Source organism: Kitasatospora sp. NPDC059327 (assembly GCF_042752535.1).
Lineage (GTDB): Bacteria > Actinomycetota > Actinomycetes > Streptomycetales > Streptomycetaceae > Kitasatospora.
Genome location: NZ_JBHYYB010000042.1, coordinates 1 through 14,228 on the forward strand (window position 1 = coordinate 1; position 14,228 = coordinate 14,228).

11 protein-coding genes are annotated in these 14,228 nt (G+C 74.9%); 9 read left to right on the forward strand and 2 right to left on the reverse strand.

What is annotated here, in order from left to right; translation table 11 throughout:
- Positions 1–196: 196 nt before the first annotated feature.
- Complete coding sequence (locus tag ACFXHB_RS24295; protein ID WP_380576710.1) at positions 197–1,645, forward strand: WGR domain-containing protein; 1,449 nt, start codon at positions 197–199, stop codon at positions 1,643–1,645.
- A gap of 67 nt (positions 1,646–1,712) precedes the next feature.
- Here the strand turns inward: ACFXHB_RS24295 and ACFXHB_RS24300 are convergent, their stop codons facing one another.
- On the reverse strand, positions 1,713–1,985 hold the full coding sequence (locus ACFXHB_RS24300; RefSeq protein WP_380576711.1) for a hypothetical protein: 273 nt from the start codon (positions 1,983–1,985) through the stop codon (positions 1,713–1,715).
- An 82-nt stretch (positions 1,986–2,067) separates the two neighbouring features.
- Complete coding sequence (locus ACFXHB_RS24305; RefSeq protein WP_380576712.1) at positions 2,068–2,436, reverse strand: PRC-barrel domain-containing protein; 369 nt, start codon at positions 2,434–2,436, stop codon at positions 2,068–2,070.
- A 311-nt stretch (positions 2,437–2,747) separates the two neighbouring features.
- Between ACFXHB_RS24305 and ACFXHB_RS24310 the strand changes: the two genes are divergently transcribed.
- The 8 genes from ACFXHB_RS24310 to ACFXHB_RS24345 all read left to right on the forward strand — a co-directional run bounded on the left by ACFXHB_RS24310 (position 2,748) and on the right by ACFXHB_RS24345 (position 14,172).
- Positions 2,748–4,409, forward strand: coding sequence for a phage tail sheath family protein (locus ACFXHB_RS24310; protein ID WP_380576713.1), 1,662 nt, complete (start codon positions 2,748–2,750; stop codon positions 4,407–4,409).
- 105 nt (positions 4,410–4,514) lie between these two features.
- Positions 4,515–5,039: a phage tail protein gene (locus tag ACFXHB_RS24315; protein WP_380576714.1), complete on the forward strand. Its 525-nt coding sequence runs from the start codon at positions 4,515–4,517 to the stop codon at positions 5,037–5,039.
- Positions 5,040–5,041: 2 nt separating this feature from the next.
- Complete coding sequence (locus ACFXHB_RS24320) at positions 5,042–5,830, forward strand: hypothetical protein (protein WP_380576715.1); 789 nt, start codon at positions 5,042–5,044, stop codon at positions 5,828–5,830.
- 934 nt (positions 5,831–6,764) lie between these two features.
- Positions 6,765–8,003, forward strand: coding sequence for a DUF4255 domain-containing protein (locus ACFXHB_RS24325; RefSeq protein WP_380576716.1), 1,239 nt, complete (start codon positions 6,765–6,767; stop codon positions 8,001–8,003).
- On the forward strand, positions 8,003–10,111 hold the full coding sequence (locus tag ACFXHB_RS24330; protein WP_380576717.1) for an ATP-binding protein: 2,109 nt from the start codon (positions 8,003–8,005) through the stop codon (positions 10,109–10,111). The genes ACFXHB_RS24325 and ACFXHB_RS24330 overlap by 1 nt, the downstream gene beginning before the upstream one ends.
- Positions 10,108–10,380 carry a hypothetical protein gene (locus ACFXHB_RS24335; RefSeq protein ID WP_380576718.1) on the forward strand — a complete coding sequence of 91 codons (273 nt, stop codon included), beginning with the start codon at positions 10,108–10,110 and terminating at the stop codon, positions 10,378–10,380. Before ACFXHB_RS24330 ends, ACFXHB_RS24335 begins: the two co-directional genes overlap by 4 nt.
- The gene (locus tag ACFXHB_RS24340) at positions 10,377–13,481 is read left to right on the forward strand and encodes a DUF4157 domain-containing protein (RefSeq protein ID WP_380576719.1); all 3,105 of its coding nucleotides are present in this window, start codon (positions 10,377–10,379) and stop codon (positions 13,479–13,481) included. Before ACFXHB_RS24335 ends, ACFXHB_RS24340 begins: the two co-directional genes overlap by 4 nt.
- 58 nt (positions 13,482–13,539) lie before the next feature.
- Positions 13,540–14,172 carry a hypothetical protein gene (locus ACFXHB_RS24345; protein WP_380576720.1) on the forward strand — a complete coding sequence of 211 codons (633 nt, stop codon included), beginning with the start codon at positions 13,540–13,542 and terminating at the stop codon, positions 14,170–14,172.
- Positions 14,173–14,228: the final 56 nt, after the last annotated feature.

Consider the following 14,228-nt stretch of genomic DNA (forward strand, 5'->3'; position numbering starts at 1 on the left):
GCGCCGGCTGGCCGCCCGGCTGGGCTGAGCCGCCCGACGGCCCGGGTGGCGGCCGCGTGCCGGTCCGGTCACCACCCGGGCCGTCCGCGGGGGCCCACCCGGGCCGTTGTCGGTGGCGGTGGCTAGTTTGGGCGGTGTCGGCGGGCGCGACCCGTGCGACGACGCTTCCGAACGTCGCCCGAAAGGGGCTCTTGCCATGCCAGTCGCCGCCGACGAGCAGGTCACCTACCTGGAACTGTCCGAGGACGCGGGCAGCGCGCACAAGTTCTACGAGGTCCGGGTCGCCGGGACGGCCGTGACGGTCAGGTACGGGCGGATCGGCGAGAGCGGCCAGGAGAAGACCACCTCCTACCCGACGGTGGAGAAGGCGGCCTCGGCCGCCGCGAAGAAGCTCGGGGAGAAGGTCCGCAAGGGGTACGCCCCGGCGGTGCGCGGGGTGCGGCAGCGGCGCGAGGTCACCCGCCGGGCCATCGTCAGCAGTGGGTCGACGGCCCGTCAGGCGCCGGTGCTGTGGCGCTTCCGCTCGGGCGCCTCGGCGTTCGGGATCTTCGTCGGGGAGGAGCACGCCTGGGTCGGCAACGAGCGCGGCGACGTCTACACCCTCACCCACGACGGCCGGGTCACCGGCCGGTACGGGCTGCCCGACGGGGTCAAGTGCATCGTGGCCGACGACTGGTGGATCTATGCCGGGTGCGACGACGGCAAGGTGTACGACCTGGGCGGGAAGGTGCCGCGGGTGGCGTACGAGATAGCCGCGGACGTGGACATCTACTGGCTGGACATCCACGACGGCGTGCTCGGGGTCGCCGACGCGCGCGGCGGCATCACCACCGTCGACCACGAGGACGAGTTCCAGTGGCGGCGCAAGGCCACCGGCACCGACGGCTGGATGGTGCGCTGCGACTCCGACGGCGTCTACCACGGCCACGCGCGCGGCGTCGGGCGCTACGCGGCGCGCGGCGGCGAACCGGTCTGGCACACCCCGACCGAGGGGGCCGTGCTGTTCGGCTGGCAGGAGCGTGACGAGGTGTTCGCCGGCACCTCGCTCGGCTGGGTCCACCGGCTGCGCAAGGCGGACGGCTCCGAGGCCGCCCGCTACCGCTGCGACGCCGCGGTGTTCTCCTGCGCCTCCTCGCCCGACGGCCGGTACGTCTTCGCGGGGGACAACCACTCCTCGGTCTACTGCTTCGCCGCCGACGGCACCCGGCTGTGGAAGCTCGGCACGGGCTGCGGCTCGGCGTACAGCATGCAGTACCGCGACGACCGGCTGTACCTGGTGACCACCGACGGGTCGCTGGCCTGCCTGGACGCGAGCGAGCAGGCGGTGACGGCGGCGCAGGACGGCCGGGTGCCGCAGGCGGCCGAGGTGGACGGCAGCGGCTGGCAGGCGGCCGTGGCGGGTGCCGATCTGGAGTCGGTGGTCGCCGGCTCGGCGGGCGCGGCCGAGGGGATCGAGGTGGAGTGCGTCCAGGAGGGCGGCCGGGTACGGGTGCGGGTGGTGTCCGCCGGGTTCGACGCGAACCGCCGGGTGCAGTTCCCCAAGGACATCCGGGTGCCGGGCGCCCGCTACCTGGTGGCGGAGGTGCTGGAGTCGGGCGACGGCGGCTTCTACCGGGCGCGCGGTGACATCAAGCGCCTGCTGTAGCGGGGCCCCGTCGGTGCGGTCGCCCGCGGCGGCCCGGCCCCGGGTGGGCCGCCGCGGCGACGCTCCGTCAGCCGGAGGTCTCCGCGCGGTACAGGCGGTCGATCTCCGCGTGCGTGAGCGTGAGCGTGACGGTGCGCCGGTCCTCGTCGACGGCCGTGACGGCGCTCATCGGCACCATCACCTCCCGGCCGAACACCCAGAGACCGGTGTCCACCACCAGGTGCCGCTCGTCGACGAAGTCCGAGTGGCGGTCCACCCGGCCGATCCGGCCGTCCGGGCCGTCGACCCGGTAGCCCGTCAGGTCGACGGTGTGCCCGTCGGCTCCGCGGATCTCCGCCATGGCTGCCTCCCCTTGCCGGACCGGACGGCCGCCCCGTTGCCGGGGGCGGCCGTCCGGTCGCGTCTGTTCCGGATGTCTGGTGTCAGATCAGCGGTCCGCCGTAGAAGGGACCGTAGTAGCCCGCGTACTTCTCCTGGTAGCCGGTGTCGTCGTCGTGCCGGTGCCGGTCGAACTCCGGTCCGTTCCGGATCTCGTCCTTCGTCCGGTCGACGTAGGCCTTCCGCTCCTCGAAGTCGACCTGGATGACGGTGCCGGCGGGCAGCAGGACGTACTTGCCGAAGATCCACGGCCCGGTGTCCACCACCAGGTACCGGGCCTCGGCCTGCTCGGACAGCTTGTCGATCCTGCCGATGTGCCCGTCGACCGCTTCCACCCGGAAGTCGACGAGGTCGGACCCGGTGACGTAGCCGGAGGTCGAACGGAACTCCCAGATGTTGACGTCGCTGCTCACAACTGTCTCCCTTCCGCACGCTAGTGCCGTGCCGGGGATGGCCCGGCGGCGCTCGCGGAACCGGCTGCCCCGGGTCGTCGACTTCATGCGGGGCGAGGCGGAGGAATGCGCGGCGGTCGGGTGGCGCGCCCGGCCGGGCCGCCCGGTGGGCCGGTGCGCTCACGCTGTCCGGGAGGCTCCGCCGTCACCGCGGCGTCACCTGATGGGAACAGCGCGGTGCGGTGCCGGTGACGCCGCGGTGACGGCGGGGCGGACATCGTGGGCGGCACACCGTGAACGGACCCGCGGGCGGTGCGAGGGGAGCCAGGGCCATGCCGATCAGTCCCACCTATCCCGGTGTCTATGTCGACGAGTTGCCGAGCGCGGTGCGCACCGTCGTCGGGGTGCCGACCTCGGTCGCCGCGTTCGTCGGGACGGCGCCGCGCGGTTCGGTCACCGACCCGGTGCGCGTCACCGGCTGGTCCGACTACGAGCGCGAGTTCGGCGGCCTGGACCGGACCAGCGAGCTGAGCTACGCGGTCTACCAGTTCTTCCAGAACGGCGGCGCCGAGGCGCTGGTCGTGCGGATCGTCGCGCACCGGCCGGCCGACGCGCCCGCGGGCGGGCCCAGTTACCCGGCCGCCGCCACGGTCACCCTGGCGGCCGCGTCGGGCGCGGCCGCCGACGCGATCACCCTCACCGCCGTCAGCCCCGGCGACTGGGGCAACCGGCTGCGCGCCCGGGTGGACTACCGGACCAGGGACAAGGCGGCGAACGCCGCCGGCCAGAAGAGCTTCAACCTCACCCTGCGCGACACGGCCACCGGCGTCACGGAGACCTACCTCAACGTGGGGACGGCCCCGGACAGCGGCAGCCGGCTCAGTGTGGCGCTCGCCGGCTCCGCCCTGGTCACCGTCCCGGCGGCGGCGGACGGCAGGCTGCCCGCCGCCGGAGCGGACGTCCCGGCCGGTCAGGACCCGTTCCCGGACGGCAAGGGCGCGGGCCACGGCGACTGGTACGTCGACGCCGCGAACGGCCTGGACGGCACCGCGACCCCGGTCGCCGCCGACTACCTGGGCGAGAGCTCGCCGGTCCGTGACGGCAAGCAGGGCATCTACCAGTTGCTGAAGGCGGACATCTTCAACCTGCTCTGTCTGCCCGGGCCGCCCGGCCAGAACGGCGACGGGGACCACCCCGCCGGGATCCTGGCCCAGGCGGCCAGGCTCTGCCTCGACCGCCGCGCGATGCTGCTGGTGGACCCGCCGGACGGCTGGCGCGGTGTCACCGAGGTGGCGAGGGCCGCCGCGCCGGGCGGCAGCGGGCTGCCGCTGACGGGTGACCTCGCCAAGAACGCGGCGGTGTACTTCCCCCGGGTCATGATCGCCGACCCCGCGCAGCAGAACGTGGTCCGTGACTTCCCGCCGTGCGGTGCGGTCGCCGGGGTGTGGGCCCGGACGGACGTCGCGCGCGGGGTGTGGAAGGCCCCGGCCGGGACCGACGCCGGGCTGAGCGGGGTGGTCGCGCCACAGGTCCTGATGACCGACCAGGAGAACGGCATCCTCAACCCGCTCGGGGTCAACTGTCTGCGCCGGCAGCCGGTGGCCGGCACCGTGGTGTGGGGGGCGCGCACCCTCAGGGGCGCGGACATCCTCGCCGACCAGTGGAAGTACCTGCCGGTCCGCCGGCTCGCGCTGTTCATCGAGGAGAGCCTGTTCCGGGGCACCCAGTGGGTGGTCTTCGAGCCGAACGACGAGCCGCTCTGGTCGTCGATCCGGCTCAACGTCGGCGCGTTCATGAACACCCTGTTCCGCCAGCGGGCCTTCCAGGGCCGCACGCCGCAGGAGGCCTACCAGGTGGTCTGCGACGCGACGAACAACCCGCAGAACGACATCGACCGGGGGATCGTCAACATCCAGGTCGGCTTCGCCCCGTTGAAGCCCGCGGAGTTCGTGATCATCCACATCCAGCAGCTCGCCGGGCAGATCCAGGTGTGAGGCCGACCGGCCTATGCGTGACGGCCTATGCGTGACGGTCGGTGGGTGACGGTCGGTGGGTGACGGTCGGTGGGTGACGGTGACGGGTGACGAGGAAGGGCAGCCATGGCGGACAGCAGGACGAAGCGGCGCGATCCCTACAAGAACTTCCGGTTCCGGGTCAGATTCGGGGGCGGGACGGACTACATCGCCGGTGTGAGCAAGGTGACCGGTTTCAAGCGCAGCACCGAGGTGATCAAGCACCGCAGCGGCGGTGACCCGGCGACCAGCACCAAGCTTCCGGGGCGCACCGAGTACGACCCGATCACGCTGGAACGCGGGGTCACCAACGACAAGGTGTTCGAGCAGTGGGCGAACCGGGTGTGGAGCTACCACAACTCCGGTAGCGGGCTCGAATCCTCGCTCAAGGACTTCCGCCGGGACATCGTGGTCGACGTCTTCAACGAGGCGGGCCAGAAGGTGCTGTCCTATCAGGTGTTCAACTGCTGGGTCTCGGAATACCAGCCGGTGTCCGACCTGGACGCCAACGCCAACGCGGTCGCCATCCAGCACGTCAAGCTGGAGAACGAGGGCTGGGTCCGCGAGGATCTGCCCGAGCCGGCCGAGACCGGCTTCGAAGATCCGGCCTGACCATGGGCGCACAGATCCTCGACCCGCCGGCCGCGGGTGTGCCGACTTCAGGTGTGCCGGCTGCGGGGCCGCCGGCCCCGGCCGTGCTGACCGAGGCCGGGCTGCTCGCGGTGTGGGAGGCCGGCCGGGGCACGGACAGCGCCCGGCGGGCGCTGGTGCTCGCCGCCGCCGGTGGCGCCGATCCGTCGGTGGTGGCGGACCTCCCGGTGGGGGCCTGCCGGGGCCTGGTGCTCGCACTGCGGGAGCGGTGCTTCGGACCGCTCCTCCCGTGCGCGGTGACCTGTCCGTGCTGTCACCAGGAGCTCGAACTGGAGCTGACCGCCGAGGACGTCCGGGCCGGTGCGCCGGACGGTGACCGCCGGCTGCGGGTCGAGGGCTTCGAGATCGAGTTCCGGCTGATCACCGGCCGGGACCTGCTGACCGTCGGAGCGGGCACCCCGGACGCCCGGCGGGCCCTGCTCGGCCGGGTCCTGACCTCGGCCGTGGCACGGGGGCGACAGGTCGCCCCCGAGGATCTGCCGGACGCGGTCCTGGACGCGCTGTCCGGCGCGCTGTCCGCGCAGGACCCGCAGGCGGATGTCCGGTTGGACCTCGACTGCGTCGTGTGCGGACACGCCTGGGTGTCGCCGTTCGACATCACCGCCCACCTGTGGGCGGAACTGGACTCCTACGCACGGCGGTTGGTGCACGACGTGCATGTGCTGGCGAGCGCCTACGGCTGGTCGGAGGACGAGGTGCTCGCGATCGGTCCGGCACGTCGGCAGAGCTATCTGGAGTTGGTGACGGGATGACCGACTTCGTGAGCCGCCTGCTGGGCGCCGCCGGGACGGGCAGTCCGCCGATCCGGCCGTTGACCGGATCGCTCTTCGAGCCCAGGCAGGCCCGCTACCCGGCGGAGGAGCCACTGCCGTCGGGCGGATCGGCCGCGCCCTCGGTGGAGTCCGCGCCCACGTCACCGTCCGGTCCGGCCGGAGCGGGCTTCGCCGCCCCGAACGGCTCGGGACGGTCGGCCGGGGCGCGCGGCAGTGCGGGGGAGGCCGGGCCGCCGGGCTCCGGGCCGGCCGGTGCGGTCGCGGAGCGGCCTCCGTCGCCGGGCGGGAGCGTCGACGGGCGCCCGGCCGGGACCTCGGCCGGGCCTTCCGTCGGGCCTTCCGCCGGACCCACCGCCGCCCGGGCGTCGGAGTGGCAGGAGGCACCGGGCCCGGCCCGGTGGCCCGATGGTCACCCGCCCGCCGACCGTCCACCCGTGGCCGACCTGCCCGGTGACCACCCACGCGTCGGTCCGCCGCCCGTCGGTCCGCCGCCCGTCGGCCGGGGCCCGGCCGGTGCGCTCCGGCCGGGTACGGACACCGCCACCGGGCCCACGACCGGGCCCACGACCGGACGGACGGCCGGACGTACGGCCGAGCCCCCGAGTGTCACCCCGACCGGACCGGCGGTCGATGCCGTGGCCGGCGCCGTCGCCGATGCCGTGACCGGTCCCGTCCGGGAACACCCCGTCCGGCCGCTCCCCACCGTGCCGCGCCCGGCGGTCCCCGCCCCGGTGGCCGGGCGCCCGCGGCCGTCACGGGGGCCCGCCGCCGAGCCGACCGTGCACATCACCATCGGCCGCATCGAGGTCAGGGCCCCCCGGGAGCCCTCCGCACCGGCCCGCCGGCGGCCCGAGCGGCCGCCGCCGACCAGCCTCGACGACTACCTGCGGACGCGGTCGGGAGGTGAGCGCCGATGAGTGACGAGGAGGCGGTAGCCGCCGTCACCAAGACGCTGAGCGGGCTCGTCCTCGGCGCGCTCGCCGATGTCCCCGGAGCCGGCGTGGACACCCGGCCGCTCGACGAGCTGGCCGGCGGCACCCGCGACAAGCTGGTGAACATCTACCTGTTCCAGGCCGAGGTGTCCGGTGCGCTGCGCAACGCGGACCGGCCCGATCTGACCCCGGGCGAGAGCGGGGGCGGGCCGTTCCCGCTGGTGCTGCACTATCTGATCACCCCGTTCGTCCGGCACGATCCGGGGCTGGACGCGCACCGGCTGCTCGCCCGCGCCGTCCGGGCCCTGCACGACAACCCGGTGCTGCAGCGGGGCGAGCTCGCGGCCTTCGCACCGGAGAGCGACGTCGCCGAGCAGCTGGACCGGATCAGGATCACCTGGCAGCCGTTCGGCGAGAAGGACATCTACGCGCTCTGGTCGGCCTTCCAGTCGCCGTACCGGATGTCGGTGGCCTACGAGGTCGGCGCGGTGCTGATCGACAGCCGCCGCGCCCCCCGTACACCGGTGCCCGTGCTCAAGCGGGGCCGCGACGACGAAGGGCCCGGCGCGCAGGTCGGTCTGCCGCTCGGCCTGCCCGCCCTCACCGCGGCCGTGCCGCCGGCCCGGCAGCCGGCCGCCCGGCCGGGTGAGCAGGTCGCGCTGCGCGGCCACGGCCTGGCGGCCCGCTCCGCCGAGGTCCGGCTGAGCCATCCGTTGCTGCCGGCCCAGGTGGTGGTCCCGCTGGCACCGGGGGCGCTCACCGACGGCGGGGCGCGGTTCACCGTCGGGGCCGTCGGCATGCCGGCCGGGCTCTGGTCGGTCGGGCTCGCGCTCACCAGGCAGGTCACCGAGGGCGGGGTGGCCCGGTCGGTCGTGACGGTCACCAACGAGGTGCCGCTCGCGGTCGCGCCCCGGATCACCGAGCTGCCGGCGACCGTGCCGCGGGCGGCGGACGGCAGCGCGGTGATCGAGCTGACCTGTGCCCCCGCGCCGCTGCCCGGTCAGCCGGTGCTGCTCGTCTTCGACGGCCGGGCCGTGCCGCCCGATCCGCCCGGCCCCGGCGCGCCCCGGCCGGCGGGCAGCGTCCGGTTCACCGTGCCGCACGCGGCGAAGGGGCGCCATCCGGTACGGCTGCGGGTGGCCGGCGTGGACAGCCTGCTGATCGACCGCTCCGGCGTCAGGCCGTCCTTCGACCCGACCCAATCGGTGGCGGTGATCTGATGAGCGACCCGCAGCATGTCGAGGTGGGCGGGGCCGACGGGCCGGAGGCCGCCAACAGCCGCTTCCTCACCGCCTCGCTGCTCTGGCTGCGACTCCTGCTGCGGCGCGCGATCGGCGAGGCTCCGGTGCCCCCGGAGCCGGTCGGTCCCGCCCCGCGCGGGACGGCGCGGACCCGGCTGTTCCACCGCCCCGGACCCGCCCCCGCCGCCGACGGTCACCCGGCCACCGCTCCCGCCGCGGGCGGTGGCCGGGTGACCGAGCAGCAGATCGAGGCCGCCGCCCGGGCGGTCCGGGAGGCCGAGGAGGCTTCGCCGCCGCCCCCGCTCGTCGAGCTCGCCGACCGGCTCGGGCTCTCCCGGTTCGAGCGCGACACCCTCCTGCTGTGCGTGGCGACCGAACTCGACCCGTCGATCACCCGGCTGTACGCGCGCGCCCAGGGCGACGAGTGGGCGGCCCACCCGACGTTCGGCCTCGCGCTGGCGCTGCTGCCCGACCCGGCCTGGGACGCGCTCTCCCCACAGGGCGGGTTGCGGTACTGGCGACTCCTGGAGATCACCCGGACCGCCGGTCAGGGCCTGGTCGCCGGCGCGCTGCGGGCCGACGAACGGATCGTCAACCACGTGAAGGGGCTGAACCACCTCGACGACCGACTGGCGCTGGTGATCGAACGGCTCGACCCGGAGCAGGGGACGGAGCTGCCGCCCTCCCAACAGGACGTCGCCGACGCGATCGTCCGCGCCTGGCGGCGGCCCGGTACGCCACTCGTCCAACTCGTCGGCCCCGACGGTCCCGACGGCGCGGGCCGGCGGGCGGTGGCCGCCCGGGCCGCGGCCGCGTGCGGGCTGGTCGCCTGCCGGCTCCCGGCGGGGCTGCTCCCGGTGGCACCGGCCGAACTGGACGAGCTGGCCCGGCTGTGGCAACGCGAGTCGATGCTGCTGCCGCTCGCGCTCTACCTCGACACCGGGGACGCCGGCCCCGGGGAGAGCGGGTCCGACGGTGCGGGGCCGGCCCGGTTCCTCGCCCGCACCGCCGGCGGCGCGCGCCTGCTCGTCGGCCGGGAGAGCCGCTCCGACCTGGGCCTCGCCTCGGCGGTGCTCGATGTCGCGCCGCCCACCCCGGCCGAACGGGCCGAGGCCTGGCGGGCCGAGTACGGTCCGGGCGAGCAGAGCGACGCGCTCGCGGCGCAGTTCGGCCTGGAACTGTCGGCGATCCGCGAGGTGGCGGCCGTCGCCGGCGGTGACCCGGCCGCCGCCTGGCGGGCCTGCCGACTGCGCACCCGGCCGCGGCTGGAGGCCCTGGCACAGCGCCTGGAGACCAGGGCGACCTGGGACGACATCGTGCTGGCCGCGGACAGCCGCCGGGCCCTCGGGGAGATCGCCGACCAGCTGGCGCACCGCACCACGGTGTACGAGACCTGGGGCTTCGGCGAACGCGTCACCCGGGGCCTCGGCCTGGGGGCGCTGTTCGCCGGGCCGAGCGGTGCGGGCAAGACGATGGCCGCCGAAGTGCTCGCCGGGCACCTGCGGCTGGATCTCTACCGGATCGACCTGTCCGCCGTGGTGAGCAAGTACATCGGGGAGACCGAGAAGAACCTGGGCCGGCTGTTCGACGCGGCGGAGGGCGGCGGCTCCATCCTGTTCTTCGACGAGGCGGACGCGCTGTTCGGCAAGCGCAGCGAGGTCAAGGACGCGCACGACCGCTACGCCAACATCGAGGTCAACTACCTGCTCCAGCGGATGGAGGCCTTCCGGGGCCTGGCCGTGTTGGCCACCAACCTGCGTTCGGCGCTGGACAGCGCGTTCCTGCGGCGGCTGCGGTTCATCGTGGAGTTCGAGTTCCCCGGCCCCGACCAGCGTCACGAGATCTGGGAGAAGGCGTTCCCGCCGGCCGCTCCGTGTGACGCACTCGACTACGCGCGCCTCGCCCGGCTGCAGGCCAGTGGCGGCATGATCCGCAACATCGCGCTCAACGCGGCCTTCCTCGCCGCTTCGGCGGGCGGCCCGATCACCATGCCCCAGGTGCTCGCCTCGGCGCGCGGCGAATTCCTGAAGCTCGAACTCCCGATGACCGAACGCGACTTCGCATGGGAAGGAACCCCGGGGCGATGAGGATCGAACTGCACATCGAGCGGCTGGTCCTCGACGGGGTCGGCGCGGATCCCGGCGCGTTCCGCGCCGCCCTGCACGCCGAGCTGACCAGGCTGGCCGCGGCCGCGCCGGCCGGGGCCTGGGGCGAGTCGCGCGGCGTGCGCGGCCTCGCCGCCCCGGACGCCGCCCCGGACGCTCGGGGCGGCCACCGGCCGGCCGCGCTCGGGGCGGCCGTCGCCCGCTCCGTCCACCGCGCCGTGGTCCGGCCGGACCGGGAGGCGGCCCGGTGACCGGGAGGGCGGTGGTGCCCGCCGAGGCGGTCCGGGCGTCGGCGGGTCACCGGGAGAACGGCAGGACGCCCGCGCACGCCGCCGGGCCGCACGGTGCCCGCACCGTTCCCACCGGTGTGATCCAGCGCCGCGCGACCGGGTCCGGGGCGGTCCGCGGTGTCGTCGACGCCGACGAGTTCGGGCCCGTGCTCGGCGCCCCGGGCCGGTCCCTTCCCACCGCGGTCCGGGTGGACATGGAACAGCGGCTGGGCAGCGACTTCAGCGCCGTTCGGGTCCACTCCGGGGACGCCGCCCGCCGCTCCGCCGACGCGATCGGCGCGCGGGCGTGGACCGCCGGCACGCACATCGTGTTCCGTGACGGGCTGCCGGACACCGGCACCCGGGCCGGCCGGATGCTGCTCGCCCACGAACTCGCCCATGTCGTCCAGCAGTCCGCCGGGCCGGTGGCCGGCCGCGAGATCGGCGGCGGCCTGCGGCTGAGCGAGCCCGGCGACCGGCACGAACGCGAGGCGGACGCCGTCGCCGACCGCGCGCTGCGCGCCGGGCCGGGGCCCCGGCCGGCCCGCCCGGTGCGCGGCCCCGGCCCGGTCACGGCCGGGCTCCGGACGGTGCAGCGGTTCGAGGCTCCCGTGCACGAGGCGGCCGAGCGGGTCGGGCTGACCACCGACGCCGCCGGCCGCGAGGACCCGTCGGCGTTCAGCAACGAAGAGGCCGGCGCGGTCTACTTCGGGAACTGGATGCGCGACCTCAACCAGGTGTTCGTCCCGCTGGCGCTGCGGATCCTGCCGGCGGACGTGCTGTTCTCGATGCTGGCCTACATGGCCGCGAAGAAGTTCGGCCGGAGCATGACCCCGGAGCAGTTCGGCTACTACATCCCCGCCGAGCACATCGACAACCCCGGCGGGCTCACCTCCACCGACGACCTGCTCGCCGGCCCGCCCACCGTCACCGCCGCGCCGCCGGTCGCCGGGGCCCTCACCCGGCCGCCGTCGGCGGTGACCCCCCAGGAGCCGCCCGAACCGGCCGCCGCCGTGCAGCGGGGAGCGGCGGGCACCGCCGCACCGGTCTTCTCGGTGGACCGGGCCGGCGTGCTCGCCTACATCCGGCGGACCAACCTGCACGTGGAGCGGCGGCTGGACCTGGCGGTGCGACGGGGGCGCGGCACGGACGGGCTGCTGCACTTCGGGGCCGCGCTGCACGCCGTCGAGGACCTCTACGCGCACTCCAACTGGGTCGAGATCGCGGTGAACAAGGTGCTGGCCGAGCACCCCGACCTGCTGCCCCGGCTCCGGGGCGCCGACCGGAGCGCCTTCGCCTTCCTGCCGTCGGTGGACGTCGGGCGCGGACCGGCCGCGCTGCGCAACCGTCCGGTGCTCTCCACCGGTACGTTCCTCGGCGCCGACACGAAGATCTCGCTCACCAGCGAGTTCGTGAAGTTCCTCCTGACACCGCTGCCCGACCCCAAGACCATCGCCGAGGCGAAGAGCGAGGAGCGGTTCATCGAGGCCGAGCTGCGGGTGACGGGCCACCTGCTCCAGAACGACAAGCAGTTCCGGGACGGCCTGCGGCAGACCCTGCTCGGGGCGCTGGGCTCCTACGGGCGGCCGCCGTACAGCGCGGTGACCGGCCGGGCGGTCGAGACCCTGCTGAGCCTGCCGATGGACCAGATCTACCACCTGGGCACCCTGCTGCCCGCGATCGTCCCGCAGTCGGTGCGGGACGTGACGGTGGTCGCCGTCCAGCGGGCCGTCCGGGCGGGAATCCACGAGCACCTGATGGTGCCGGCCGCCAAGCGCTTCCAGGCCGAAGCCCTCGGGGCCCAGGTGGCCGACACCAGTCTGATCGTCGCGCTGCGGGAGGCCCGGGCCCGGCAGGCGCGGACCACCACTCCGGAGGCCGAACGCCGGGCCATGGAGCTGGAAGGACGCTTCACCGGCCGCAGCGTGGCCGAGCAGGAGCGCGAGGGCCGGGAGGCCGCCGCGCGTCGTGAACGCAACCTCCAGGCCACGCCCGAGCCGACGATCGCCGGCCCGTCGCACAGTCAGATCGCCAAGGACCACGCGGACAGCCCGTTCTTCGGCCTGGCGTTCAAGGTCGCGACCGTCGCCGACCGCCGGCTGCGCGAGCGGATCACCGAGGCCTGGGCGGAGGCGGGCGGCGGGCCCACCCGGCGGCTGGGTTTCGACGCCGCCGCCTGGCCGGCCGGGACGGAGGCCGAACGGGAGCAGCGGGACCTCTTCCTGCAGACCCGTGACCGGCGCGACCGCGAGGCGGCCGAGAGCCGGGCGGCCGGACTGCGCATCGCCGCCCGGGGCAACACCGAGCCGGCCCCGTTCGACCTCGCCGCGATGCGGGCCGAGACGGCCGGGCGCATCCGCGGGGTCGCGGCCCTCCTGCGGGCCACGGCCGGGGCCCCGGAACAGGTCGGCGGCCGGCTGCGGCAACTGCGCGACTGGCTGGGGACGGTCGCGCCGGACGATCCCGAACTGGCCAAGATCAACCGGGAGTTGCAGGGTGCGGCCGACGCCGTCCGGCAGGCCGGTCAGGGCCGGACGGCGGTGAGCACCGCGGCCCTCGCCGATCAGCTCGACGCCGACGCGGCCGTGGTCGCCGCGGCCGTCACCCAGCCGCAGCGGCAGGCGGCGCACGAGCGGCTCGACCGGGACCGGGCCACGGCCCTGCGGGTCCTGGCCGGCACGCCGGACCTGCCCTCCGGTACGGCCGCGGCGGTCCTGCTGGTGCTGGACCAGCAGATCGCCGACACGGCTCCGACCTTCTCCACCGAGCAGCGCGAGGTGGCCGAAGGCCGCCGGCACCTCGCCGAACACACCGGTCCGCGCACCTTCGCCGTCCGCGAGGTCACCCTCCCCGATCTGAGCGGGCGCCCGCCCGGGCTGCGGCGCCTGCTGGAGGAGTCCCGGCTGCTGCTCGACCACCCGTACGAGAGCACCTGGTGGGAGCAGACCGTGATCGAGCACATCCGCGCGCACGCCGACCAGATCGCCACCGACATCGCGGCCCGCAGCACCGGGGTCCCGGTGCTGCGCCGGACCGGGCAGACGCGTGCGGCGCGTCACCAGGAGCAGGGGGAGGCACCATGAGCGGGCCCACCGGGGCGTGGTCGCGGGCGGAGCCCGGGGGAGTGACGGGGGTGCGGGAGTGAGCACGTTCCCCGGGGCGCTGAACCCGGTGCGGGGCGGGTTCGTCCTGGTCGACCCGGACCGGGGCACGGTCCTGCGGACCATCCCGTTCCAGTACAACCCGGACACCCTCACCAGGACGTTGACACCGCAGGGGATCGGCAGCGAGCCGGGCGACCGGCTGGAGGTCCTGCGGCTCAAGGGGCCCGCGCAGGAGCAGTTCAGGTTCGAGGCCGAGTTCGACGCGACGGCGGCGCCGGAGAAGTACCCGGACGGACTGTATCCGGTGCTCTCCGCACTGGAGCTGACGATGTACCCCACGGTGCGTCAGCTGCTGCGCGAGGACGCCCTGGCGCGCGAGGGGCAGTTCGAGGTCGCGCCGTCGGAGTCCGCGCTGCTGGTCCTGGTGCTGGGACCGAAGCGGGTGGTGCCCGTGCGGATCACCGAGTTCTCCGTCACCGAGGAGTTCTTCGACCAGGCCCTCAACCCGGTCCGGGCGAAGGTGGGGATCGGAGTGCGGGTGCTCACCGTCGACGACCTGGGGCACCAGCACCACGGCGGCGTGCTCTACCTCACCTACCAGGGGCGCAAGGAGGGCTTCGCGCAGACCGTCCGCCATCCGATCTCGGACATCGGCACACCCCGGGTCTGACGGGACGACACCAGGGGCGGGACAGCGCCGAGCCGGGAGAGCAGCCGTGCCGGCGC